The 22,475-nt window shown below is 67.2% G+C and carries 22 protein-coding genes; 5 read left to right on the top strand and 17 right to left on the bottom strand.

The window, feature by feature from the left end:
- Positions 1–13: 13 nt before the first annotated feature.
- Genes ACYQ8K_RS00215 through ACYQ8K_RS00205 form a run of 3 tightly spaced genes read right to left on the bottom strand, consistent with a single transcriptional unit; the run spans position 14 to position 2,909 of the window.
- Positions 14–961 carry an SDR family oxidoreductase gene (locus tag ACYQ8K_RS00215; RefSeq protein WP_459966322.1) on the bottom strand — a complete coding sequence of 316 codons (948 nt, stop codon included), beginning with the start codon at positions 959–961 and terminating at the stop codon, positions 14–16.
- Entirely contained in the window at positions 955–2,178 is a 1,224-nt protein-coding gene (locus ACYQ8K_RS00210; protein WP_459966321.1) for a cytochrome P450, read from the bottom strand. Before ACYQ8K_RS00210 ends, ACYQ8K_RS00215 begins: the two co-directional genes overlap by 7 nt.
- Complete coding sequence (locus ACYQ8K_RS00205; RefSeq protein WP_459966320.1) at positions 2,175–2,909, bottom strand: TetR family transcriptional regulator; 735 nt, start codon at positions 2,907–2,909, stop codon at positions 2,175–2,177. Before ACYQ8K_RS00205 ends, ACYQ8K_RS00210 begins: the two co-directional genes overlap by 4 nt.
- Positions 2,910–3,043: 134 nt before the next feature.
- On the opposite strand from ACYQ8K_RS00205, the gene ACYQ8K_RS00200 reads away from it, so the two are divergent.
- Positions 3,044–3,520 carry a nitroreductase family deazaflavin-dependent oxidoreductase gene (locus tag ACYQ8K_RS00200; RefSeq protein ID WP_459966319.1) on the top strand — a complete coding sequence of 159 codons (477 nt, stop codon included), beginning with the start codon at positions 3,044–3,046 and terminating at the stop codon, positions 3,518–3,520.
- A 75-nt stretch (positions 3,521–3,595) separates the two neighbouring features.
- On the opposite strand, the gene ACYQ8K_RS00195 is transcribed toward ACYQ8K_RS00200, so the two are convergent.
- The 3 genes from ACYQ8K_RS00195 to ACYQ8K_RS00185 all read right to left on the bottom strand — a co-directional run bounded on the left by ACYQ8K_RS00195 (position 3,596) and on the right by ACYQ8K_RS00185 (position 5,680).
- On the bottom strand, positions 3,596–4,087 hold the full coding sequence (locus ACYQ8K_RS00195) for a DUF2231 domain-containing protein (protein ID WP_459966318.1): 492 nt from the start codon (positions 4,085–4,087) through the stop codon (positions 3,596–3,598).
- Between the two features lie 30 nt (positions 4,088–4,117).
- Entirely contained in the window at positions 4,118–4,756 is a 639-nt protein-coding gene (locus ACYQ8K_RS00190; protein ID WP_459966317.1) for a hypothetical protein, read from the bottom strand.
- A gap of 114 nt (positions 4,757–4,870) precedes the next feature.
- Positions 4,871–5,680, bottom strand: coding sequence for a SigB/SigF/SigG family RNA polymerase sigma factor (locus ACYQ8K_RS00185; RefSeq protein WP_459966316.1), 810 nt, complete (start codon positions 5,678–5,680; stop codon positions 4,871–4,873).
- A 740-nt stretch (positions 5,681–6,420) separates the two neighbouring features.
- Here ACYQ8K_RS00185 and ACYQ8K_RS00180 point away from each other — a divergent pair.
- Positions 6,421–7,332 carry an SDR family NAD(P)-dependent oxidoreductase gene (locus ACYQ8K_RS00180; RefSeq protein ID WP_459966315.1) on the top strand — a complete coding sequence of 304 codons (912 nt, stop codon included), beginning with the start codon at positions 6,421–6,423 and terminating at the stop codon, positions 7,330–7,332.
- Between the two features lie 32 nt (positions 7,333–7,364).
- Here ACYQ8K_RS00180 and ACYQ8K_RS00175 read toward each other — a convergent pair whose 3' ends face one another.
- Both ACYQ8K_RS00175 and ACYQ8K_RS00170 read right to left on the bottom strand, forming a co-directional pair.
- Positions 7,365–8,000, bottom strand: coding sequence for a cutinase family protein (locus tag ACYQ8K_RS00175; RefSeq protein WP_459966314.1), 636 nt, complete (start codon positions 7,998–8,000; stop codon positions 7,365–7,367).
- Positions 8,001–8,365: 365 nt separating this feature from the next.
- Positions 8,366–9,037 (bottom strand): TetR/AcrR family transcriptional regulator, encoded by a 672-nt coding sequence (locus ACYQ8K_RS00170; protein WP_459966313.1) that lies wholly within the window; start codon positions 9,035–9,037, stop codon positions 8,366–8,368.
- Positions 9,038–9,217: 180 nt separating this feature from the next.
- Here ACYQ8K_RS00170 and ACYQ8K_RS00165 point away from each other — a divergent pair, with 180 nt between their 5' ends.
- The gene (locus tag ACYQ8K_RS00165; RefSeq protein WP_459966312.1) at positions 9,218–10,984 is read left to right on the top strand and encodes an N-acyl-D-amino-acid deacylase family protein; all 1,767 of its coding nucleotides are present in this window, start codon (positions 9,218–9,220) and stop codon (positions 10,982–10,984) included.
- 31 nt (positions 10,985–11,015) lie between these two features.
- Here ACYQ8K_RS00165 and ACYQ8K_RS00160 read toward each other — a convergent pair whose 3' ends face one another.
- Positions 11,016–11,621 carry a TetR/AcrR family transcriptional regulator gene (locus tag ACYQ8K_RS00160; protein WP_459966311.1) on the bottom strand — a complete coding sequence of 202 codons (606 nt, stop codon included), beginning with the start codon at positions 11,619–11,621 and terminating at the stop codon, positions 11,016–11,018.
- Between the two features lie 151 nt (positions 11,622–11,772).
- On the opposite strand from ACYQ8K_RS00160, the gene ACYQ8K_RS00155 reads away from it, so the two are divergent.
- On the top strand, positions 11,773–12,318 hold the full coding sequence (locus tag ACYQ8K_RS00155; RefSeq protein ID WP_459966310.1) for a class I SAM-dependent methyltransferase: 546 nt from the start codon (positions 11,773–11,775) through the stop codon (positions 12,316–12,318).
- On the opposite strand, the gene ACYQ8K_RS00150 is transcribed toward ACYQ8K_RS00155, so the two are convergent.
- From ACYQ8K_RS00150 to ACYQ8K_RS00135, 4 genes are all read right to left on the bottom strand, one after another.
- Positions 12,301–13,707 carry a DEAD/DEAH box helicase gene (locus ACYQ8K_RS00150; RefSeq protein WP_459966309.1) on the bottom strand — a complete coding sequence of 469 codons (1,407 nt, stop codon included), beginning with the start codon at positions 13,705–13,707 and terminating at the stop codon, positions 12,301–12,303. The genes ACYQ8K_RS00155 and ACYQ8K_RS00150 overlap by 18 nt on opposite strands.
- Positions 13,708–14,016: 309 nt before the next feature.
- Entirely contained in the window at positions 14,017–14,388 is a 372-nt protein-coding gene (locus ACYQ8K_RS00145) for a thiocyanate hydrolase (protein ID WP_459966308.1), read from the bottom strand.
- Between the two features lie 13 nt (positions 14,389–14,401).
- Positions 14,402–15,106: a thiocyanate hydrolase subunit gamma gene (gene scnC / locus ACYQ8K_RS00140; RefSeq protein ID WP_459966306.1), complete on the bottom strand. Its 705-nt coding sequence runs from the start codon at positions 15,104–15,106 to the stop codon at positions 14,402–14,404.
- A 19-nt stretch (positions 15,107–15,125) separates the two neighbouring features.
- On the bottom strand, positions 15,126–15,965 hold the full coding sequence (locus ACYQ8K_RS00135) for a nitrile hydratase subunit beta (RefSeq protein ID WP_459966305.1): 840 nt from the start codon (positions 15,963–15,965) through the stop codon (positions 15,126–15,128).
- Between the two features lie 116 nt (positions 15,966–16,081).
- Between ACYQ8K_RS00135 and ACYQ8K_RS00130 the strand changes: the two genes are divergently transcribed.
- On the top strand, positions 16,082–16,924 hold the full coding sequence (locus tag ACYQ8K_RS00130; RefSeq protein WP_459966304.1) for an enoyl-CoA hydratase-related protein: 843 nt from the start codon (positions 16,082–16,084) through the stop codon (positions 16,922–16,924).
- Between the two features lie 10 nt (positions 16,925–16,934).
- Here ACYQ8K_RS00130 and ACYQ8K_RS00125 read toward each other — a convergent pair whose 3' ends face one another.
- From ACYQ8K_RS00125 to ACYQ8K_RS00110, 4 genes are read right to left on the bottom strand one after another with little or no spacing between them, the layout of a single operon-like run.
- Complete coding sequence (locus ACYQ8K_RS00125; protein WP_459966303.1) at positions 16,935–18,635, bottom strand: FAD-binding protein; 1,701 nt, start codon at positions 18,633–18,635, stop codon at positions 16,935–16,937.
- Complete coding sequence (locus tag ACYQ8K_RS00120; RefSeq protein WP_459966590.1) at positions 18,632–20,026, bottom strand: aromatic ring-hydroxylating oxygenase subunit alpha; 1,395 nt, start codon at positions 20,024–20,026, stop codon at positions 18,632–18,634. The genes ACYQ8K_RS00125 and ACYQ8K_RS00120 overlap by 4 nt, the downstream gene beginning before the upstream one ends.
- A gap of 33 nt (positions 20,027–20,059) precedes the next feature.
- Positions 20,060–21,589 (bottom strand): acyl-CoA synthetase, encoded by a 1,530-nt coding sequence (locus ACYQ8K_RS00115; protein ID WP_459966301.1) that lies wholly within the window; start codon positions 21,587–21,589, stop codon positions 20,060–20,062.
- Between the two features lie 8 nt (positions 21,590–21,597).
- On the bottom strand, positions 21,598–22,470 hold the full coding sequence (locus ACYQ8K_RS00110; protein WP_459966300.1) for an enoyl-CoA hydratase-related protein: 873 nt from the start codon (positions 22,468–22,470) through the stop codon (positions 21,598–21,600).
- Between the last annotated feature and the right edge of the window lie 5 nt (positions 22,471–22,475).

The raw sequence follows: 22,475 nt of genomic DNA, 5'->3' as shown, positions 1-22,475 counted from the left end.
CCACTTTCTGATGTCAACCCGGATAGCTGACACCGGTGAGCTGTTCGGAGAGCTGCCACAGCCGTCGCATATCGGGCTCGCTGCGCGCCAGCGGGGGGACATTCGCGAAAGTGACGCCACCCCTGACCGTTTCGTAGAAGCCGCGCGGTCCGTAGTAGGCGGCGCCCTGCGCGTCCGGCGACACCGCGGCGTAGAGGGTCGGCTTGATGCCCTCGTCGACTTCGAGCCACATGAACGGCAGCAGCCGCCACGTCAGCCGCGTCAGCCGGGCCTGCAACGTCGGTGTGGCGCGGCCGTACGACGCGCCGCTGAGCAGATTGGTCTTGGTCAGGCCGGGATGGGCGGCGTTGGACATCAATCCCCACCCGCCCGCGCGGCTGCGCCGGTCCAACTCGACGGCGAACATCAGCTGCGCCAATTTGGCCACCCCGTAGGAGTGCATGGGCTTGTAGCCGCGTTGGGCGTTGACGTCGCCGAAGTCGAGATTGCCCTGGGTGGCGGCGATGCTGCTGACCGTCACCACCCGTGCGGACCCCGCCGCCCGCAGCGGACCCAGCAACCGTCGGGTCAACGCGAAATGTCCCAAATGGTTTGCCCCGAACTGTAATTCGAACCCGTCGCTGGTCTGCTGCCGTTGCGGGGGTGTCATGACGCCCGCGTTGTTGATCAGGATGTCGATCGGGCGACCGGCGGCGGTCAGCTCCTCACCCAGGGCGGCGACGCTGGACAGCGACGACAGGTCGAGTTGCCTGATGCTGAGCTTGGCCTGCGGCACCTCCCGGCGGATCTCGGCGATCGCCCGTTCGCCCTTGACCCGGTCGCGGATCGCCATCACGACGTCGGCACCTACGGCCGACAGCCGCTTCGCCAGCCCGAACCCCAAACCGCTGTTGGCTCCGGTCACGACGGCCGATCTGCCCCGCAGATCTGGAATGTCGAGCGACAGATCGGGCTTCACCATGTCACGGGTAGTTCGTAGAGTCCGTAGGCCAGTGCGTCGTGTTTGAACGGCAGATCGTTCAGGGGCACGGCAAGCCGCAGTGTCGGAATGCGGCGCAGCAGCGCGGGCAGGACGATCTGCAACTCCATCCGGGCCAGCTGTTGACCGACACACTGATGGCGACCGTAGCCGAACCCGACGTGGGGCCCGTCCTCGCGGAGCAGGTCGAGCCGGTCGGGGTTGGGGAATTGGCGGTCATCCCAGTTGGCCGGGGCGACGTCCAGGATGATGCCGTCGCCGGCGTGGATGGTCTCGCCGCCAATCTCGATGTCCTCGACGGCGATTCGCCGCTGACCGGTCTGGATGATGCTCAGGTAGCGCATCAGCTCTTCGACCGCGGTGGCCACGACCTTGGGGTCATCGGTGTCGCGCAGCAGCGCTCCTTGATCCGGATGTTCGAGCAACGCCGCGATGCTCAGGCTGATCATGTTCGCGGTGGTCTCGTGGCCCGCGATCAGCACGCCGGTGGCCAACTGTGCGGCCTCGCGCACGCTGATCTCTTCGGCGTTGACCCGCTCGGCCAAATCGGACACCAAATCCTCTGAGGGGCTTTGCATCTTGGTCCGAACCAGATTGGCCAGATACTTCGCCAACGAGGCGGCGCCCTGGGCGGTGTCCTCCTCTGTGGCGTAGCGGCCCATGCCCCGCTGGGCCTGGGTCTGGAAGAATTCTGCGTCCTCGTAGGGCACGCCCAGCAGTTCACTGATGACAAGAGAGGGGACCGGCAGCGACAGGGTGCTGACGATGTCGCCCGGCTTCGGGCCAGCCAGCAGGGCGTCGATGTGGTCGTCGGTGATCTTTTGTACCGCCGGCCGCAGCGCTTCAACTCGCTTGAAGGTGAACGGTTTAGACAGCATCCTGCGGAATCGGGTGTGCTCTTCGGCGTCCGAGGTGAATACCGAGCGCGGGCGCTTGTGCACCGTGGCCAGCATGCCCGCGTTCCAGTGCGGATAGCCGGGCAGCCGGTCGTCGACGCTGGTGCGGGAGTCGGTGAACAGCGCACGTATCGCGTCGTAGCCGTGGATGAGCCACGGGGTGCTGCCGTCCCAGATGCGGACCCTGCTCAACTGCTTGCCGGCGTTGAGCTCCAATACCTTCGGAGGCGGGGCGAACGGGCAGCCGGGTGCCCGTGTCATCGGAAACTCCGGGATATCGGTGGCGGTGGATCCTTCGGTCATCGTGCTCCTCGGTTGTCGGCCGCCGTCTGGGCCGTCTGGGTCGTCTGTGTCGGCTGGCCGCCGGCCGCGCCCACGTGCACCGGCGCGCGCCACAGACCGACAATCGCGTCGATCAGCCCTTCGCCGGCCACCGGCCACGCCGAACGCGACCGCGGTCCGTGTTCGGCCAGCGCGCCTTCGTGTTCGGCGCAGGTGTGCATGAGCAGGTTGCGCACCATCACCATCCGTTCCGAACGCACCCGCTTGGGCAGCTCCGGCAGGCAGCGGTTGATGCCGTCGAGGGTCTGCACCAGCAGCGGCGATGCCAAAGCGTCTTTGGTGACCACATGGCGGTAGGTCGGATCGGCCATGGCCTGCGCGGCGAAGCGGGCGTACCAGGTCGGGGTGCCCAGCGCGGACAGGTGATCGGTCAACGGGCGCACCAGGGCGCCGACCCAGTCGCGTAGCTCGGTCGAATCGCCGATGGCGGCCAGCATCCGGGAGCGCAGCTCCTCGATCGGCTCGCGATGCTTGCTTTCGATCGCGCGGAGCAGGTCGACCCTGGTGCCGAAGTGGTAGCACGCCGCGGCGTTGTTGCCCTGGCCGGCGGCCTCGCTGATCTGCCGGTTCGAGACGGCGTACATGCCGCGTTCGGCGAAAAGCACCTCGGCGGCCGACAGGATCGCCTCCCGGGTGCCCGTCGACCTGTCGGAGCGAGTGGCCCGCTCGGCAGTCATCGCCCCAGTGAACACCGCCCGTCGTGTTAAATCAAGCAATTTATTTATCCCGGCGGTTCGCGCACGCTGCCCACCGAAACCTTGTTTCGTCAGCCGCATTTCATCGTCGTGCCGCCCCCGTGCCGCGTCCGGCGAATACAGTCATGGCCATGAACCCGCTGCAGCGGCTGGCCCGGCACCCGACGGCCTACCGCGTGCTGGTCCTGAACGGTCACCGGATCGTGGAGGGCCTCGAATCCGTGCTCCGGTTCCTGACCAGCGGACGCCTCGGCGCGCTGGATCTGGCCGGCCTGCCCAACGTGCGGATCACCATCTCGGGCCGCAAGACCGGCCTCGCCCGCAGCGCGACCGTGCAGTACGTCCCCTTCCGCGACGGCCTGCTGTTGGTCGGATCGAACTGGGGGCGCGTGCGCCACCCGTCCTGGTCGGCGAATCTGAAAGCGGCACAACGGGTCACCGTGCGCCGTCGTGGCCACCGTTTCGTGGCGGCGGTGCGGCTGCTCGGTGGCGCGGAGCGCGACGAAGCGTGGGCCGAGGCGCTGGCGTCCTGGCCGAATTATCGCCTCGCCCAGCAACGCGCCGGCGCGCGTCGGTTTCGGCTGTTTTTGCTCACGCCGGCTCGGTGAGTTTCCGGGCCGGCACACCCGTTGTTAGCCGCCGAGCCCGGCCGGCGCCGACGTGTTTTGCCACGCCCGGCGGCGTCAGCCCGGGTGATTCTTCGTCAGGCGCGCGATCTCGGTGCCCCACACCGACTGCGCACCGGCGTCGCCCACGCGGTAGAGCTGAACCATCGACGCGATCCCCACCGCCAGCACCAAAATGGCGACGAGCGTCCTGGTGGCGACGCGGCTCGTGTCGGATTGCTGCTCGATCATCCGGACGATGACCAGTACGACGGCGGCCACCAGCAGCGCGGCGGAGAAGTAGGCCATCAGGCCGCCCCGTTGGGCGTGTTCGCGCAGGATCGGGCTCGGATTCGTTCTCAGGTCGTAGAGCCATCCGCCGGCGTTGATGGTGATGGGCGTCAACACCATGGTGACCACGGCCAACACCAGCGTCAGCCACATCAGCTGCCCGCGCCGCGCCGCCGGCCACAACGCGCACACGATCTCCAGCAGGGCGGTGAGCGGCACCAGCACCAACACGAAATGCAGCAGCAGTGCGTGCGCCGGCATGCCGTTGATGACGTTCATTGGCGATCCTCGATGGTGCTGGCGCAGCGGCTAACTGCCGAGCCCCTTCTTGATGGCCGCGTCCTGCTTCTGTCCGACGTCGTTGACGAATTCCGGCGGGGCCAGCGTGTCGGTCGGCCCGTCGAATTCCAGCGTGGCAAACGCCTTGCCCTCGGTGAAGAGCAGTATCACCACACCCTTGCTGCGGTCCGGGGCGTTGCCCATGAACATCGTTCCGCCGCTGCCGATGTTCGACGGTTGCGTGGACGGATCCTTGATCACGCCGCCCTGTTGCCCCTTCGCGGCGTTCAAGGCGTTGGCGGCGGAGTCGGGATCGTCGTAGACCTGGATGGTCACCTTGATCGCGTGGCTACCGTCGTCGTCCTTGAAGGTGGTCGCCACGCCCGGCTGGCCGTTGGGGTTGTCGGTCGGGGGCGCGGCGGTGAAGGGGACCGGGGCGCTGATGTCACTGGGCTGGATGAGCAGCTTCGCGTACTGGTTGGGCGCGGCCGGCGCCGATGACGCCGGTCCCGAGCTGGGGCTGCTGGGGGCCGAGGTTGCCGAGGTGGCCGATCCGGACTTCGACGGCGACGGCGACGGCTGTGGCTTGTTTCTGCCCCACCCCGCCACCCAAAACCCCACCGCCCTCGTCACCGCGCAACCCCCGAAAACCGGTAGTGACATCCTCATGCATCCAGCTCCCTTCCAGGTCTTCCTGGCGACAAAGTCGGATTGACCTCCGGGTCGCACAGTACAGGGCTGCGCGGCAGGGTATGCCGCGCAGCGTCCTGGGGAACCGGCCTGCTATTCGAGTTGATCGCGCAGGCTACTCAGCGTGTTTGCCAGGATGCGGGATACCTGCATCTGCGACACGCCGATTCGTTCCGCGATCTGGCTTTGCGTCATGGATTCGAAGAAACGCATGCGCAGCACCTCGCGTTCGCGCTGCGGCAGGGTGGCAACCAGCACCCGCAACGCTTCCCGATTGGTGATGTGCTCGATCTGTGGATCGATGTCGCCGACCGAGTCGGCCACCGACCGAGGCGTGCCCGAACTGTCGGCGCCCAGCGGCGCGTCCAGGGAGTCGAGCCGATACGCGTCGCCCGCGACGAGGCATTCGACGATTTCCTCGCGCGGCACCTCGAGCACCTGAGACAGCTCACCCGCGGTGGGCGCGCGCCCGAGCTGCTGGGACAAATCCGCGGTGGTCCTGCTGATCTGCACATGCAGCTCGCGCAGCCGCCGCGGGACGCGCATTCCCCAGCTGTAGTCGCGGAAGTAACGCCGGACCTCGCCCATCATGGTGGGCACGGCGAACCCGATGAAGCTGGGCCCCTTCGCGGGGTCGAACCGGTTGACGGCGTTCATCAGCCCTAGCCGCGCGACCTGAATCAGGTCTTCGAGGCCTTCGCCACGGCGGGCGAAGTGACTGGCCACGTGGTCCGCCAGCGGCAGGCATCGCGAAACGATGCGTTCGCGCTGGTGGGCGAACTCGTGTGATTCGGCGGGTAATTGCTGCAACACCAAGAACATTTCGACTACGTCGTCGTATGAATCGTCGGTCTTGGTGGTGGGTGGCGGAGCGGGACGAGTTGCAGAAATGACATTCGTCATCGGCCGGCGCACCCTGCGCTCACTCGAAAAATCGTGTAAAGGGTTGCGCGAGAATAAGTTTGCATGCTGACTCTCTCCTTGAGTCGTGTGCAATGGGAGGTGGCAGCTCTGCGCACGTCTCGCCCCCACTGCATCTCAATCCGCCGGACGGTCGTTACCCAACGCACGGAGGAGCGGGGAGGTGACTGGGGCTAATTCGCCGGAGCCATACCAAGCTCAGTAGCCGTGCGGCTGACTGGACCGCTTTTAGCTAAACGGCGACGCGTCCATAACGGACTTCATTGGAGACTATACGCCCCTTCGCCCAACCCGGCGCGGGGTTGGGGTAGTGGATTCAGATGAAATCTGAACAATTTCCACGGTGTACCACCGGGGAATCCGCAAGCCGCCGGCGCGGGCCTGGTGGCCTCGATGAAAGCGGATGCACCCGCAGCGAGCTGCGGTGTTGTCGCCTTGGCACCTTGCCGACGAGGTTCCCCGGCGGGGCCGGCAAACAAATTTGGCTCACCTCGGGGTACTTCTGAGTGGTCGTGATTTATTCACCGTTGCCGCCAGGGCGACCGTCGGGGCGGTGGCCGCTGACACACTCGAGCGCGCCAAGGGGCCGCGAAATGTCGGCTTCCGTTCTCGTCTCTGAGTCGGCTGGGTACTGTTCGCCTAATGTTTGCGACACCGATCGGCCGACCGCGTTCCATTCGACTAAGAAAGCACTTCGCGCGCAACACATTACGCGATAGCCGATGGGGCACCTGCCGGAGCGGGCGATGAGCGGCGCCGGGCCTGGGCTGGATGGCCGCGGTGTGGTGGTATCGGGCGGCACTCGCGGCATCGGACGAGCGGTCGCTGAGCTGCTGGGCAGCCTGGGCGCCGGCGTGGTCGTCAACGGGCGTGACGCGAAAGCCGTGGAAGACACGGTCGCGGCGATCACGGCGTCGGGCGGGCGTGCCACCGCGGTGGTCGGAGCCGCCGACGACGAGCGCATCGCGCGCTCGCTCATCGACGAATGCCTCAGCGCGTTCGGGCGGCTGGATACCCTGATCAATTGCGCCGGCATCGCCGAACCCCCCGGCTCGTCGATCCTGACGATCACCCCGAACCAGTTCGACCTGCTGATCAAGGGCCACCTCGGCACCGCCTTCCACACCTGCCGGCTGGCCGCCCCCGTGCTGGCCGAGCAGGGCCACGGGGCCATCGTCAACACCAGCTCCGTGGCATACCTGGGTGACTACGGCGGGACGGGATATCCGGCCGGCAAGGGCGCCGTCAACGGCCTGACGATGGCCATCGCCGCCGAACTGAAGCCCTACGGCGTGCGGGCCAACGTGGTGTGCCCCGGCGCCAGGACACGGCTGTCCACCGGGGCCGAATACGAGCAGCACATCGAAGATCTGCACCGCCGCGGGCTGCTCGACGAGATGACCATGCGGGCGTCGCTCGACAGCGCTCCGCCCGAGTTCGTCGCACCGGTCTACGCCTATTTGGCCGGCGACCTGTCGCGTGAGGTGACGGGCCAAATCCTGGTTGCGGCAGGCGGTTTCGTCGGCAGCCTCGACCGGCAGACCCCGCGGTTGTTGGGCTACCGTGACCACCATGAGGCCGGGCCGTGGTCGGTGCTCGACGTGCACAACATGATCGGCGGCGCAGCCCGGTGACGGACGGGCCCAGCGACTGAGGACCGCGACCCTTACGAGAGCCGGTTGGCGGCGAAATCCGCTGCCTGGTCGACCATCCCGGCTTCGACGTATTGACGGTGCGCGGCGGGGTTGCCCGCGCCGGAGCAGACCGGGTCGCCGGGTACACACAACTCGAGCGTCTTCGCCGAATACAGCGGCCCGATGTTGACCGGCGGCTGGTTGATGATGCTCATGAACTGACTCGACGGCTTGCCGAACAGCGCCACAGCGGCCACGTGGTTGGCCACCTCGGCCGGCATCGGCTGGAGCGCCCGCACCAGGTGCACGCCGTCCGGGACCACGCTTTCGGTGACGAAGCCCATCACCGCGGCGCCCTGCGAGTAGCCGCCCAGCACCATCTTGGTGCGGGGGCAATTCGCCGCCATCTGCTCGACGTGACTGCCGGCGTCGCTGATGCCGTCGGCGGCGGTGGGAAAGTCGGTGGTGGCCGGATAGTCGACCGGATACACGCCCACCGACTTACCGCCGACGTGTGAACGCAACGTGTCCACGAAGTTCTGTCCGACGCGACCGACACCGGGCGGCTCGGTGGTGCCGCGGGCGAACACCACCTCGACGTCCGGGCATGGATCCGCGGACGCCGCCGTGACCGGGCCGATGAGCGAAGCCCAAATCGGCGACAGCACAGCACAAGTCAACACACCGAGGGGACGTGCCTGCACAGCGTGATCCTGCCACAGGACGCCCGGGAGCGCGCGCTGAGCGATCGGCCGCCGCCGCGGATGTGACGAAGACCTCCAAGTCGGCGGAGTCGACGAGCGGCCGCTACTCGGCGCGACCCGCCGCTTCGCGTGGAACGCGGAACTGCCCGGCGGCAACCGCGAGCAGCGCCCCACCGAAGATGGGCGCGCTGTTCAGCGCGACCTGTGTCAAACCCACCACGTCGAGGCCTCCTTCGATCGGTGGACAACGTCATCGGCCGCACAACCGCGCGACGCGCAGACATCCCGGCGAATATGTATGGTCATGATCGCCGTTCCCGCCGGGCCGGTCAGGAAGCTTTCGACGAGCGCCGCCGCGTTCGCGGCGGCTCCGCGGCGCCCAGTGCGTCCATGGCGCGGACCATCTGCGGGTAGGCGATCGCCGGCCCGATCCAGCGGGTGAGATAGCGCCGGAGATCGGCACCGCTGCGCGGCGGCCGTCCGGGGTCGGTCAGGAAGGAATGGAGAACCCGCAGCGAGAATTCGTTCAGCTCATCCAGGCCGGCTTCATCGAAACCGTAATGTTCCCAATCGATGTCGTAGCGATGAAGCATCGAACGACCGAAGGCCAGGGCCGTGTCGGAGATGATCGATACCTTCTGCGCGCCGCGGTGGCGCTGGCTGAGCACGAACTCGACCTGGTTGTCCGCGGCCAGCTCTTCGACGGCGAAAGCCATTCCCTCGGTGATGGCCACCACCGGATCGGTGACGCCCTCCAGGTGGGCCGCCATGCGATCGAGGAAGCCGTCGGCCGACCGCATCGCGGACGCCACCAACAAGGCCTGCGTCCCGGGAAAGTATCGGTAGACGGTCTGCCGAGTCACCCCCAGTGCCCGCGCCACATCCGCGATCCGCAGCGCCGACCCACGTTCGTCGATGATCTTGTCGGCGGCGTCGAGGATGCGCTCGATCGCCTCCGCATCGGACGCCGGCGTGTTTCCGGCCCAACCGTGACTGCGCATGATTAACGGGCGGCAAACCCGCGGCCGGTGAACCCCACAGCTGGATCATAACGTCTGCCGCGACGGCATCGTTGCTGGCTAACCGCCGAGTCGTACATCGATAGCACGGCAGGACAATATGCGCATTATGTATGATCACTGCGGATCCGGAGGGCTCCGGCGCGACAGAGAGGCCGACCGATGCAGTACGACACCGTGATCACCAACGGCCGCTGGTTCGACGGGACGGGCGGGCCGTCGGCTCTGCGGGACATCGGCGTGCGCGACGGCCGCGTCGTCACCATCGCCAAAGGGCCGCTCGACACGACCGGGGCCCGGGTCATCGATGCGACGGGTCAGTGGGTGATGCCCGGCATCATCGACATTCACACCCATTATGACATCGAAACACTCTGTGAGCCAGCGCTTTCCGAATCTCTGCGGCATGGCGTGACGACGGTGATGCTGGGCTCCTGCTCGCTGTCCACCGTGTACCTGGACAACGTCGACGCGGGCGATATCTTCGGCCGCGTCGAGGCCATTCCGCGGCGCTATGTCATCGAGCACCTCAACGACAAACGGTCATGGACCAGCCCCAAGGAATATGTGGCCGCGCTCGAGCAGCTCAACCTCGGCCCCAACATCGCGGCGTTCATCGGGCACTCCGACATGCGCGCCGCGACGATGGGCCTGGACCGGGCGACCCGCAAGGACACCCGTCCGTCGGCGGCCGAACTCGCGCGGATGGAGTCGATGCTCGAAGAGGCTCTCGACGAAGGCTTCGTCGGGCTCTCCTCGCAGCAACTGCTGTTCGACAAACTCGACGGAGAGGTCTGCCGGTCGCGAACCCTGCCGTCGACCTATGCGAAGCCCCGCGAGCTCCGGCGCTTGAACGCGATCCTGCGGCGGCGCAACAAGATCCTGCAGTCGGGCCCCGACATCAAGAACCCGCTGTCGATCGTTTCCCAGCTGGCCACGTCGCTCGGGGTGGGCCGGCGCCGGTTGAAGACCAGCCTGCTCTCGGCCGCCGACGTCAAGTCCCTGCCGCCGGTCATCTACCTGATGGACGCGCTCGGGCGAGCGGTCAACCGCCTCGGCGCGGATTTCCGCTGGCAGCATCTGCCGGTGCCGTTCGAGGTGTACGCCGACGGGATCTCGCTGGTGATCTTTGAAGAGTTCGGCTCCGGCGCCGCGGCGCTGCACCTGCAGGACGAGATCTCCCGCAACGAGCTGATGCGCGACGAGGACTACCGGCGTCAGTTCCGCAAGGACTACGACCAGAAGTATGGGCCCCGGGTGTGGCACCGCGACTTCTTCGACGCCGACATCGTGGCGTGCCCCGACGAATCGGTGGTCGGCAAGTCCTTCGGGCAGGTGGGCCTGGACCGCGGCGGCCTGCATCCGGTCGACGCGTTCCTCGACCTGGTGCTCGAGCACGGCGAAAAGCTGCGCTGGCGCACCACGATCTCCAACCACCGGCCCGAATTGCTCAAGAAGCTCGCGCAAAGCACATGCGTTCAGATGGGGTTCTCGGACGCGGGCGCGCACCTGCGCAACATGGCGTTCTACAACTCGGGCCTGCGCCTGCTGCGCCACGTGCGGGAGGCCGAGAAGCAGGGCAGGCCGTTCATGTCGATCGAGCACGCCGTGCACCGGCTGACCGGTGAACTCGGTGCGTGGTACGAGATCGACGCCGGCACGCTGCGTGCGGGTGACCGCGCCGACATCGTGATCCTCAATCCGGACAAGCTCGACGAGTCGCTCGAGCGGTACGCCGAGCATCCTGTTGAGTCCTACGGCGGCCTGTCGCGGATGGTGAACCGCAACGACGACACGGTCACGGCCGTCCTGGTATCCGGGAAACTCGCCTTCGCCGCGGGCGAGGCGTCGCCGGAGCTGGGCGAGCAGCGTTTCGGTGAATTCCTTCGGGCCGGCAGCTCGGCGCGAAAGCTGGCCTACACCGGCTAGACGCGCCTATTGCCCTGGGCCACCGTCACTCTCATGCGACCGATGCGCCCAGGATGAGGTTGACGGCCTCGTCGAGCTGTCCCGAGATTTCGGCGAAGCTGACGAACCGGGCGGTCATCAGCGCGCCGGAAAAGGTCATCTGCAGCGTGGATTTCACGGATCGGGGCCAGCCCGGTCCGAGCGCGGCGCCAATCCGCTTGGACACTTCTTCGCCGATCTGTTCCCGAAGCGGCGCGACCGCCGGATCGTCGGCCATCAACGCGGCGCCGCAGGCGGCGGTCAGCTCCGGCTCGTCGGCGACCACGACCGCCATGTCCCGCAGGGTCGCGCTGACCCGGGTCTTCGTCGTGTCGTTGACGTCGGTATGCAGCGGCAGGTCGCGCAGGAAGCGCAGGTACACCGCCGCTATCAGGGCGCTTTTGGACGGAAAGTAGGTGTAGGCGCTGGCCGGCGACACCCCGGCTCGGGTCGCCACCGCGCGCATCGTCAGGTTCGCGTACGAGGATTCCCGCAGCTCCGCCAGCCCGGCGTCGAGGACCTTGCGAATGGTCTGCCCGGGCCGACGATCCGACCGGCGGGCCGCGCCGGCACCCGCCGCCTTCCCGGCGACGACCGGGAACGACGCTTCTCTAGACACTCGTCCAGTGTAGAAACGGGACTCGTCGCCAACAACGGGATCCATCGTGGGCCGGCTGGCCCGACTGGTGCGGACGCGCGTGCCCTTTTACAGACAGCTGTCTAAAACGGGGCTCACTGTCAGCGGCGCACGTCGTTCTATTGTGGCGCCTATGGGCGAAGCGGACCGGCATCGCTGGGACGAAAGGTACGCGGCGATGGGGCCGCCGCCGCTGAGTTCGGTTGCGCCGCCCGCCGTTTTCGCGGGGCATGCGGATCTGTTTCCCACCGCCGGCAGGGCCCTCGACCTCGCCTGCGGCCAGGGGACCGGCTCGGTCTGGCTGGCCGCCCGGGGTCTGCAGGTGGTGGGGATGGATGTCTCCCCGGTGGCGATCAGCCAGGCGCGCGAGCTGGCCCAGCGCGCCGCGCTGGGCAACCGCTGTCGCTTCGACGTCGTCGATTTCGACGGCGGCCTGCCGGCGGGGACCCCGGTCGACGTCATCTTGTGTTGCAAGTTCCGCGACCCCCGCCTCGACCGGGCGATCGTCGAACGACTCGCGCCGGGCGGCCTGCTCGCGATCGCCGCGCTCAGCGAGGTCGGGGCGAGCCCCGGCCCGTTCCGCGCCGCGGCCGGCGAACTGCCCGCCGCCTTCGCCGGCCTGGACCTGCTCGGCGCCGACGAAGGCGACGGCCAGGCGTGGCTACTGGCCCGCCGCTGAACTACCGTGACCGGCCGGCCGGCCGGCGCTCCCTTGCGCACGGCTCGCGCGGCGACGATCCGGCCCCCGCTTCGGCGCACCTGAACGATGGGTCATTGCCGATTCGATGGGGGTGGCATTGGTCCTCGGCGACCTGCCGGTCCGGCGGCGCCGCTGCCCGCCGGAGTTGGCCCGAGGCTGCTGCGGCGCGTGCGAGGGCGCCCGGACGGGTGCGGGCGCCTTATACGGCGCGACCTCGCCCACCAGCGCTTGCACCGCATCCGAGGCCGCGGTCACCTGTTGCGGGGCGACCTTGATGCCGGCCTTGCGCATCAGCATCTGCGTGTCGCGGCGCTGTTCGGGTAGCACCACGGTGACGACGTCACCGGCGCTTCCCGCCCGCGCCGTGCGCCCCGACCGGTGCAGATAGGACTTGTGCTCGGCGGGCGGGTCGATGTGCACCACGAGCTCGACCTCATCGACGTGCACACCCCGCGCCGCGATGTCGGTCGCCACCAGCACCCGGGCGCCGCCCGAGGCGAACAGTGCCAGGTTGCGCTCGCGTGCGGGCTGAGACAGGTTGCCGTGCAAGTCAACTGACGGAACACCGGCCTCGGTGAGCTGCCTGGCGAGCTTGCGCGCCTGGTGCTTGGTGCGCATGAACAGGATCCGGCGCCCGGTACCGGATGCGAGCCGGTGCACAACCTCTTTCTTGGCTTCGGCATTGGCGACGTGGAAAACGTGGTGGGTCATCTCGGACACCGGCGAGTTGGCCTCGTCGACCGAATGCAGCACCTCGTTCCGGAGGAATCGGGTGACGAGCTTGTCGACGCCGTTGTCCAGGGTCGCCGAAAACAGCAGCCGCTGGCCACCATTCGGAGTAGCGGCCAGGATCCGGGTGACGCCGGGCAGGAAGCCGAGGTCGGCCATGTGATCGGCCTCATCGATGACGGTGATCTCGACCGCCTCGAGGCTGATCAACCGCTGCTTCATCAGGTCCTCGAGCCGGCCGGGGCAGGCGACCACGATGTCGACCCCGGACTTGAGCGCGGCGACCTGACGGCTTTGCGATACGCCGCCGAAGATCGTGGTGATCCGCAGGCCGCAGGCCGTCGCCAACGGCTCGAGCGTCGCTGTGATCTGCGTCGCCAACTCTCGGGTCGGCGCGAGCACCAACCCCGACGGTCGTGAGCGTTGGGTTCCCTGCGTCAGCCTGCTGACCAGCGGGATGGAGAAGGCCAGCGTCTTGCCGCTGCCGGTCTTTCCGCGGCCTAGTACGTCGCGTCCGGCGAGCGTGTCGGGCAGGGTCTCGACCTGAATCGGAAACGGGTGGGTGATGCCGCGCTTGGCGAGCGCGTCGACCAGCTGAGTGCGCACGCCGAGGTCGGCGAATGTCTTGTCGGTAGTCACTTTTCGGTGCCTTTCAGGCATCGGTGGTGGCGTGCCGCAGGCGAGAACGCCGCGCGGCATCGGCACGAGGTGGCGAGATTGCCGGATGGCAAAATCGATCGCCGCGAGACAAGCTAGTGCGGGATGCACGGATCATCTAGGTGACAAGCGCGAGCTTTGGGCCGGCACCAATGGGATGAGGAAGCGTTCCACGACGGTGTTGGCATGCAATGTCATGAAGCCAACGTTGCTGCCAGCCTAGCGTATCGAACGGCAATCCTCTAACCAGCCCGGAAACCGCGGTTCGCCGCCGCAACCTTTCGACTTCGCTCAGCCTTGCAGCCGGGCGCGCACCGTGGCCAGCCTGTCTTCGAGTTCCGACTCGTCGATGACGCCGCGCACCACCAGCGAGTGGGCCAACGCCACCAGCCGGTTCTCCGGATAGGGCAGGTTCGCGTAGATCGTCGCCGACAGGGCATCCTCGTCGCCGCGCCGGTCGGCGAAACCGAGCACCTGCGCGCCGCGGGCGCTGTGGTCGAGCGCGTCACAGATCCCGTCCAGGCTCGTCTTCCACGGAGGCACCGGGTTGCCGACGCCGTACTTGGCCGCCATGCGACTCCAGACCTGGTTGCGCTCAACGATTTTCGTCAGCGGCGCGACGACCGTGTCTTCGGCGGGCCGCGGGGTGTGCGCGGTGCTCATCTCTTCGCTCGCATCAATCGTCGACGGGGTGCACGGCCGGACGCGTCTGGGTGACGACGTTGGTCGTCACCCCCGGCTTGGGCAGCGCAACGCCGATCAGGCAATCGCGCGTGATGATTTCGACGAGTTGGTCCTCGGTCCAGCCCTGCGTTCCGTCCGGCCGGACGGGCATCACCATGAACCGATGCTTCTGGTTGGAGTCTTCCACCCGGATCTCGACGTCCTCCGGAAGGATCAGGCCGAATTCCGCGAGCACCTGACGCGGCCAGCGCACGATGCGACGGCGGTAGTTGGGTGTGCGGTACCACTCCGGCGAATTGCCCAGGATCGGGCGCGGATAGCACGAGCACAGCGTGCAGACGATCACGTGATGCAGCGTCGGGGTGTCCTCCAGCACGTGCAGGGCGGTGAAGTCGCTCGGCGTTCCGAATCCGGTCGGTTCCAACCAGTCGACGCCGACCTCCTTGCTGGCCGCGAGCGCGTCCGAGCGCACCAGCTCCTTGAAACCGGGATCGAGCCAGGCCCGCGCCACCAGGCGCGCCGCGGGCGTGGGGCCGATCTGTTCGGCGAACTCGGTGAAGCGGCGATGGTCCTCGGCGGTGAAGATGCCCTTCTCGATGCATAATTCGCGAAGCGCGATCTCGAGGACCTCGAAGTCGGTGATCTCGTCCACCATCGGCGCGGCGGTGCGATCGTGGTCGTGGTCGTGGGCGGTCATGCTGAGGTCCTTTCCGGCGCTATCCGGCGGGTTCGAGCCACCGCTCGGGGAGCTCGGTCTGCAGCGTGTCGTTGGCCGGTCCGGTGTAGCCATGCCACAACTCGGAGAGGTTGAACCGGACGATGTAGAACCATTCGGGTTGTTGGTCTGGCCCGTCCCAGGTTTCGTCCTCGGCGGCGGGGCTCTCGTAGGACACGACGGCGACCTCGCCCGTGGCGCCGCGCACGTACTCCTGGGTGCGGGTGTAGAGCAGCACCGGCAGGTCCCGGACCACGACCGTGTCCCCAACGTTGAACTTCGGCGTGCCGGCCTGTCCGGCGAACACCTGTGGGTCGCCCTTGCCGACCGCGTGGCGGTGGTGCCGGTTGCGGGTGACCGCGGCGGGGTCGCCTTCGGACTTCGGGTTGGCCTCCAAGGGTTTACCGTCCAGGCCGCCCGCATAGCGGGCCTTCACCTCGGCCATGCGTTCGGCCAATTCGCTCAGGCCGATGTGGTGCTTTTCGGCGAGGACGCGGGCGACCGCCAGCAGCCACCGCCCGTAGTAGGGCAGGCCGAGATAGATGGTGCGGCCCAGGTCGACGTTGCCCATTCGGCGTCGCTCCTCGGAGAGCCAGATCCCACGCCAGCCGAGCACCTCGCACATCACGTAGGTGTTGTGCTCCCAGATCTCGTATTGCTTGTTCTCGAATTCGATGGGGGCGTCCGGCTCGCCGCCGACGTCGTGGGGAGTCTTGACGTAGGCGCTGAAGCGTTCGTGGTCAATGAGATCCGGCGTGGGGGCATCGGGGAGTTCGGGGTAGGAGGACTGTAGCCGGGCTATCAGGTCGAGCTGTGCGGCTCGGTCCGACGGAGTCGTCATCGCAGCTCCATTCCTCACGCACTATCCAGCGCCTCCATACACTTCACTCCTCCCGCGAACATTGCGCAACCACAAAGCGAATTCGCCCTACTGCGGTCTCCGGTAATGTCACCGGGATGGAGCGGCGCGTCCTGGAGGCGGTCATCTACGAGCGCGAACCGCCGATCGCACGGATCATTCTGAACCGGGTGGACAAAGCCAACACCAAAGACGCGGTCCTGGTCGGCGAGGTGGACAACTGCCTGCACGAGGCCGACCGCGACTACGACATCAAGGTCGTGATCCTCAAGGCGAACGGCAAGGGATTCTGTGGCGGCCATGTGGCGCGGTGGGGCCCGGACGAAAACCCTTATCCGGATTTCGGGGACACCTTCGAGGACCTGTACAAGGGCACCGCGGATCTGTTTCTGTGGCCGACGCTGTATCTGTGGGAATTCCCGAAGCCGACCATTTCGCAAATCCACGGTTATTGCATGGGCGGCGGGATCTATCTCGGCTTGCTGACCGACTTCTGCGTCGCCTCCGACGACGCGTATTTCCAGATGCCACTTGCCCAGAGCCTCGGCGAACCCGGTGGGCACACGATGATCGAGCCGTGGTTGTTGATGAACTGGCACCGCACCATGGACTGGCTGCTGCTGGCGCCGACCCTGTCCGCGCAGCAGGCCCTCGAGTGGGGCCTGCTCAACAGGGTGGTGGCGCGCGACGAGCTCGAGGACACCGTGGAGGAGATGGCGCGCAAGATCGCCCAAATCCCGTTGACCACACTGATGGCGGTCAAAAACAACGTCAAGCGCGCGTGGGAGCTGATGGGGATGCGGGTGCATCTGCAGGTCAGTCACATCTTGACGAACATGGTCGGCGCCGCGACCGATGTGCAGGCGCGACGGGCCGAGCTGATGCAGTCGGGCATGAAGCCGCGCGAATTCGTCGACAAACCCGACTCGCCGCCAACGTGACGGTGTCCGGTCAGCGGCTCATCTCGCCGGCGAGCCTGCGTCCCGCCGCGTGGCGGGCGGCGACGTAGCCGAACACCATCGAGCTGGCGATGCTCGCGCCGGCGCCCGGATACGTCCGGCCCATCACCGTCGCGGTGGTGTTGCCCGTCGCGTACAAGCCGTCGATCACCCGATCGTGTTCGTCGAGAACCTGGGCGTGCTCGTTGGTGATCACGCCGCCGCACGTTCCGACGTCGGCGGGGAGCACCCGAGTCGCGTAGTACGGGGCGGTGTCCAGCGGCCCGATCGCGGCGTTCGGCCGGTACCCCGGGTCGCCGAGGCAGTCGTTGTAGGCCGACTGGCCCCGGCCGAAGTCGGGATCCAGCCCTCTGGCCGCGAATTGGTTGAACCGCTGGATCGTAGTCGCCAATTCGCCTGCGGGAAGGTCGATCTCGCGGGCTAAGTCAGAAATCGTGGCGGCGCGCTTGACCGCACCGGACTCGATCAGTTCGGATGGCAGCGGCTGATTCCGCTTCAGGGGATTCGCGCTGGTGACGTAGCGGCGCACGTATCCCTCGTCGAAAATCATCCAGCACGGGACGGCCTTGTTCGCATACATCGCCTTGCCGACCTCGACGTAGGAGTTGGACTCGTTGCAGAACCGCCTGCCGGCCGAGTCGACGTAGATGGCGCCGGGGCGCTGACGTCCGGAGCCCAGCGACGCGGCGACGGTACCACCGTTGGCGATGAAAACCGAGGGCAGCCACCATGCCTCGTCCAACAGGTCGGTCTTGGCGCCCAGCCGCATCGCCGCCTCGAGCACCTCACCGGTGTCGCCGGCGTTGGCGATCGACCACTTCCCCTCATTGGGCTGGTCGCCGCTGTATCGGCGGCGCATCTCCTTGTTGTGGCCGAAACCGCCGGCGGCCAACAGGACTCCCTTGCGGGCCTCGACGTTGAGCGGCCTGCCGTCGCGCACGACACGCACGCCAACCACCCGGCCGTCGTCGACGATCAGGTCGGCCATCGCGGCATCGGTCCATAGCGGGGGATTCCCGTCGCTGAGATCGATCAGCGCCTTGAGCAATTGCGCGATCAGCGACGCGCCGTTGGTGAGGAGCCGGCGCCGCCGGGCGCGCGCCAGCGCGGTGCGCAGCAATACCCGCGATGCGACGGCGAAGGCGCGTGGCGCGCGGTTGAAGTACTGGACGGACCGCAATTCGTTGGTCAGCACCACATATCCGTAGTTATTGGCCAGCGGCGGCTGCACCTTGTCGCGCCACGCGCCGAGCCGCGCGGCATCGAACGGGATGCCCTCGACGGCGCGGCCGGACGCGTTGCCGCCCTTGTGGTTCGGGTAGTAGTCGCTCCAGCCCGCGCACCGGATCAGTCGGACACCCTTGCGGGTGAGGAAGTTGATCATCTCGAAGCCGGCGGTGAGGAACATCTCGCGTCGCTCGGGGGAGGAGGGCGCGCCGATGTCGCCGACCACGTCGGCCAGATAGGCCAGGCCGTCCTCGTGCGAGTCCGCGATGCCGTCGGCCCGCATCAACGGGTTGTTCGGCAGCCAGACGATGCCGCCCGACAGCCCCGTCGAGCCGCCGACCAGCGGCTGCTTTTCGACGATCAGCGGTTGCAGCCCGCAGTCCAGCGCGGCCAGGGCGGCGACCATGCCGCCCCCGCCGCTGCCCGCGATGACCAGGTCCGCGGAGTGGTCCCACCGGGTGGTCATGGCGCCTCCGAGCCGAAGCCGAGATCGGCGATGGGTACATCGATGGTGGTGTTGGTCTTCTGGATGGCGGGTAGCAGGGTGGCGTACGGCAGGCCCGCCAGGAAACCGTCGATGACCCGTTCGAAATTCGAGATCAGTCCTTCGATTTGATCGGACAGGCGCATGAACTCAAAGCCTCGTGCGTGCAACCCCTTCTGCTGCCTGGGCAGGTTCGAGAAATCCTGGGCGGGGATGGGCGGCCAGCGCGGATCGTCGGGCGCCATCGGTTTTGGGGGCGTGGGTTTGCCGGCCGACGCGTCCGCCGGAAACCGGGTGAGAGACCAGATCTCGAACAGTGTCTCCTCGGGTCCCAGCGGGCGGATGCGGTACGAGGATGCGCTGCTGTAGGTGGGCAGGATGAAGTGGTGCGGGAAGGCGAATCCGATTGCGTCGGTGATCCCGCGGCGGACCAGGTCGTTGAGATCGGGCATGCCGCTGCCGCGGGCGCGGTGCCACTTGACGACGGCATCGTTGAGCGCGTTGCGCCACGCCTGCATCGCCGCGGCGGGGTCGGCCGGTAATTCGATGTTCTGCAGGCCCTCGGCGATGCGGATATCGTTCTCGTGCGTCATGCCGCCCATGCCCTCGCCGAGCGTGCGCATGAAATACAGGCTGCTCGCGACGACGGGATGCACCGCGGCGGACGGCTTGCCGGTCTGCGCGGACGGCAGCAGCTGCGGGTGGGTCTGCGGGACGTGGTAGCCCTCCATGAACGCCGCGGTCGCCAGTTTCCAGTTCACCGGCAGCAGGCAGGATTGCCACCACTCCACGCGCAGCGAGTCCACCTGCCACGCGTCGTAGATCGTCGCGAACGGCTCCATCCAGTCACGCAGAGCCGGGGCGCCGTCGTCCAGGTTGATCCACGCGCAGCCGCCCCAGAGCTCGCAGCGCACGGACACCAGCTGCAGGTCGTCGTCGGCCATGTTGTCTGCGGCGAACGCCTCGGGCCGCAGGACGAACGTGTTGCGGCCGTCGATGCCCCAGCACCAGCCATGGAACGGGCACACGAAGGTGCGCCGATTCCCGTTGCCCTCCACCAGCTTGACGCCGCGATGGCGGCAGGCGTTGTGGTAGGCGCGCACGGTCTCGCCGTCCACCCGGACCACGATGAGCGACTCGTCGAGGATCTCGTATTCGACGAAATCGCCGGGCTTGGGGATCTCCTCGAGCCGGCACGCCATCTGCCAAACCCGCGGCCAGAACAGCTCCGCTTCCAGCGCGTAGAAGTCCGGGTCGTAGTAGCGCTGCTTCGGAATTCGATCGGCGGTCTGGACCGCCCAGGGCACCGGCAGCGGCGTCCAATTCGCCCCCGGCCGGCGCGGGGTTTGTGCGCTGGGGATCTCGTTACCCATTCCTACAGCCATCTCGTCATCCCTTGTGTCACATCACAAGACCCGCGATACCCGTCCCTGCCAGTAACGGTCGCGGATGCGTCTCTTGTACAGCTTTCCGTTCGGGTCGCGGGGCAGAGTGTCGAATTCGACGGTGCGCGGGCACTTGTAGCCGGCCAGGTGGGCCCGGCAGTATTCGATGAGCTCGGCCGCGAGCTCGGGTCCGGGCAGCACCCCGTCGGCCGGCTGCACGACGGCCTTGACCTCTTCGCCGAATTCGTGGTTGGGAACCCCGAATACCGCCGCGTCGACCAGTTTTGGATGCATGACCAGAAGATTCTCCGCCTCTTGCGGGTAGATGTTGACCCCGCCGGAGACGATCATGAACGTGGAGCGGTCGGTGAGATACAGGAACCCGTCGGAGTCGACGTAGCCCACGTCGCCCAGCGATCGCCACCCCCGGTCGTTGTACACCGATGCGGTCTTCGCGGGATCCTTGAAGTATTCGAAGTCGGGGCCGCCTTCGAAATACAGCTCGCCGGACTCGCCGACGGGCAGTTCTCGGCCGTCCTCGCCGACCACATGCACCGGGGACATCGGAATGCCCACCGAGCCGGGATGCGCGATCCATTCCTGCGGCCCGATCGTGGTCCCTGCGAATCCCTCGGTGCCACCGTAGTATTCGTGAATGATGGGTCCGAACCACTCCATCATCCGGTGCTTGACGTCGACCGGGCACGGCGCCGCCGCGTGGATGACGCACCGCAGGCTCGACACGTCATAACGCTCCCGGACCGACGCGGGCAACTTCAACATGCGGACGAACATCGTCGGCACGAACTGCGCGTGGGTCACCCGGTGGGTTTCGATCAGACGCAACACCGTTTCGGCGTCGAACTTGCGCATGAGGATCGACGCGGCACCCACCCGGTTGGCCGCCATGGTGTAGTTCACCCCGGCCGCGTGATAGAGCGGCGCGGGGGACAGGTACACACTCGACGGGCCCATGCCGTGCTTTTGGATCAGCGCCATCTCGAGCACCGACTGCGCCCAGGATCCGTTGCCGTCGACGGGAAGCGGTCGCCGCACCGCCTTGGGCCGTCCGGTGGTGCCGGACGAATAGAGCATCTCCGACCCATCCGATGCCGGTGGGGCCTCGCCCGCAGTCGCCAATGCGTCCTCGTAGCATCGCCAGCCGGGCGGGGCGCCGCCCACCGCGAGGTGGGCGATCACCGCGTGGTTGGTCTCGCGGATGTGCGCGGCCAGGTCCGGCATCGAGGCATCGACGAAGACCGCCTTGGCGTCCGAATCGTCGATGACGTAGCTGACCTCGTCGGGCAGGAAATGGGTGTTGACCGGGGTGTAGTAGAGGCCGGAAAGCTGGGCGCCCCAGGTGATTTCGATGAACTCGGGCCGGTTCGGCAGGACCAGGGCCACCCCGTCGCCGCGGCGCAGCCCCGCCACATGCAGCGCCGCGGCCACCCGCCGGCTGCGGGCATACAGGTCGCCGAACGAGATCGCGCCGCCGTCGGTCACCAGCGCCGGTGACTGTGCGGCTGCGATCGCGTGGTCGGCGATGTTCACCGGTGGGCCTATGTTGTTGCGGCGCCGTCGGTCTGGGCGGCGGCCGCGGCCTGACGTCGGGCGTGTTCGGACGGCAGCACCTTGTCCTTGAACACGGTCTGGATCAGCTGCTGCACGTCCTTGCTGATCGAGGCGAGCGCGACGAGATCGTTGGAGCTCTGCCAGTGCACCCGCATGCCCATCAGCTCCCAGGCGCGTTTGAGGTTGGCCTTGGTGAGCATCAGTGTCGTCAACGGTGCCTGGGCGATGTGGCGGGCGATCGCGTCCGCCCGGTCGTCAAGATCCTCGCGCTTGACCACCTCGTTGACCAGTCCGACCTCCAGCGCCCTCTTGGCGTCGATCACCTCGGCGGTGAACAGGTAGTAGGCCGCACGGCGCCAGTTCATGAACACCCAAGGCTCGATGGAACATTCGCCCGACGGCATGCCGAACCCCTGCAGCGGCGGGTAGGAGAAGTAAGCGTCGTCGGCGGCGATGACGATATCGGTGGTCAGGCCCATGTGCGTGCCGCCGCCCACGCAGTAGCCGTGCACCTGCGCGATGGTGGGCTTGGAGAACTCCCACAGGTTCAGGGTGGGCTTGACGAACAGGTCCGACTGCGCCTTCCACGGGTGGCCCGTCACCATGGCGTTCTCCACGAACGACGGGTAGTCAACGGCGTTGTTGCCGATCGCGTGCCCGGAGCAGAAGCCCTTGCCGTTGGCCTTGAGTACCAGCACCTTGATGTCGTAGTCGCGGTCGGCGTCCAGCAGCGCGGCGTCGACCTCCTCGGCCAGCTTCTGGTCCTGGGCGTTGGCCTTCTCCGGCCAGTTCAGGGTGATGCGGGCGATCGGGCCCTCTTTTTCGTAGATGATTCTCTCGCGGGTCTCGTTGAGATCCATTGGGG

The organism is Mycobacterium sp. MUNTM1 (assembly GCF_054660795.1).
The sequence above is the reverse complement of the archived record's forward strand: the minus strand, read 5'-3'. Positions and strand labels throughout refer to the sequence as shown.

What these genes read in the sequence shown, in the direction of transcription:
- ACYQ8K_RS00215 (WP_459966322.1), bottom strand. Translation starts at nt 961, where the DNA reads ATGGTGAAGCCCGATCTGTCGCTCGACATTCCAGATCTGCGGGGCAGA.
- ACYQ8K_RS00210 (WP_459966321.1), bottom strand. Translation starts at nt 2,178, where the DNA reads ATGACCGAAGGATCCACCGCCACCGATATCCCGGAGTTTCCGATGACA.
- ACYQ8K_RS00200 (WP_459966319.1), top strand. Translation starts at nt 3,044, where the DNA reads ATGAACCCGCTGCAGCGGCTGGCCCGGCACCCGACGGCCTACCGCGTG.
- ACYQ8K_RS00195 (WP_459966318.1), bottom strand. Translation starts at nt 4,087, where the DNA reads ATGAACGTCATCAACGGCATGCCGGCGCACGCACTGCTGCTGCATTTC.
- ACYQ8K_RS00190 (WP_459966317.1), bottom strand. Translation starts at nt 4,756, where the DNA reads ATGAGGATGTCACTACCGGTTTTCGGGGGTTGCGCGGTGACGAGGGCG.
- ACYQ8K_RS00185 (WP_459966316.1), bottom strand. Translation starts at nt 5,680, where the DNA reads ATGACGAATGTCATTTCTGCAACTCGTCCCGCTCCGCCACCCACCACC.
- ACYQ8K_RS00180 (WP_459966315.1), top strand. Translation starts at nt 6,421, where the DNA reads ATGGGGCACCTGCCGGAGCGGGCGATGAGCGGCGCCGGGCCTGGGCTG.
- ACYQ8K_RS00170 (WP_459966313.1), bottom strand. Translation starts at nt 9,037, where the DNA reads ATGCGCAGTCACGGTTGGGCCGGAAACACGCCGGCGTCCGATGCGGAG.
- ACYQ8K_RS00165 (WP_459966312.1), top strand. Translation starts at nt 9,218, where the DNA reads ATGCAGTACGACACCGTGATCACCAACGGCCGCTGGTTCGACGGGACG.
- ACYQ8K_RS00155 (WP_459966310.1), top strand. Translation starts at nt 11,773, where the DNA reads ATGGGCGAAGCGGACCGGCATCGCTGGGACGAAAGGTACGCGGCGATG.
- ACYQ8K_RS00145 (WP_459966308.1), bottom strand. Translation starts at nt 14,388, where the DNA reads ATGAGCACCGCGCACACCCCGCGGCCCGCCGAAGACACGGTCGTCGCG.
- scnC (WP_459966306.1), bottom strand. Translation starts at nt 15,106, where the DNA reads ATGACCGCCCACGACCACGACCACGATCGCACCGCCGCGCCGATGGTG.
- ACYQ8K_RS00135 (WP_459966305.1), bottom strand. Translation starts at nt 15,965, where the DNA reads ATGACGACTCCGTCGGACCGAGCCGCACAGCTCGACCTGATAGCCCGG.
- ACYQ8K_RS00130 (WP_459966304.1), top strand. Translation starts at nt 16,082, where the DNA reads ATGGAGCGGCGCGTCCTGGAGGCGGTCATCTACGAGCGCGAACCGCCG.
- ACYQ8K_RS00125 (WP_459966303.1), bottom strand. Translation starts at nt 18,635, where the DNA reads ATGACCACCCGGTGGGACCACTCCGCGGACCTGGTCATCGCGGGCAGC.
- ACYQ8K_RS00120 (WP_459966590.1), bottom strand. Translation starts at nt 20,026, where the DNA reads ATGGGTAACGAGATCCCCAGCGCACAAACCCCGCGCCGGCCGGGGGCG.
- ACYQ8K_RS00110 (WP_459966300.1), bottom strand. Translation starts at nt 22,470, where the DNA reads ATGGATCTCAACGAGACCCGCGAGAGAATCATCTACGAAAAAGAGGGC.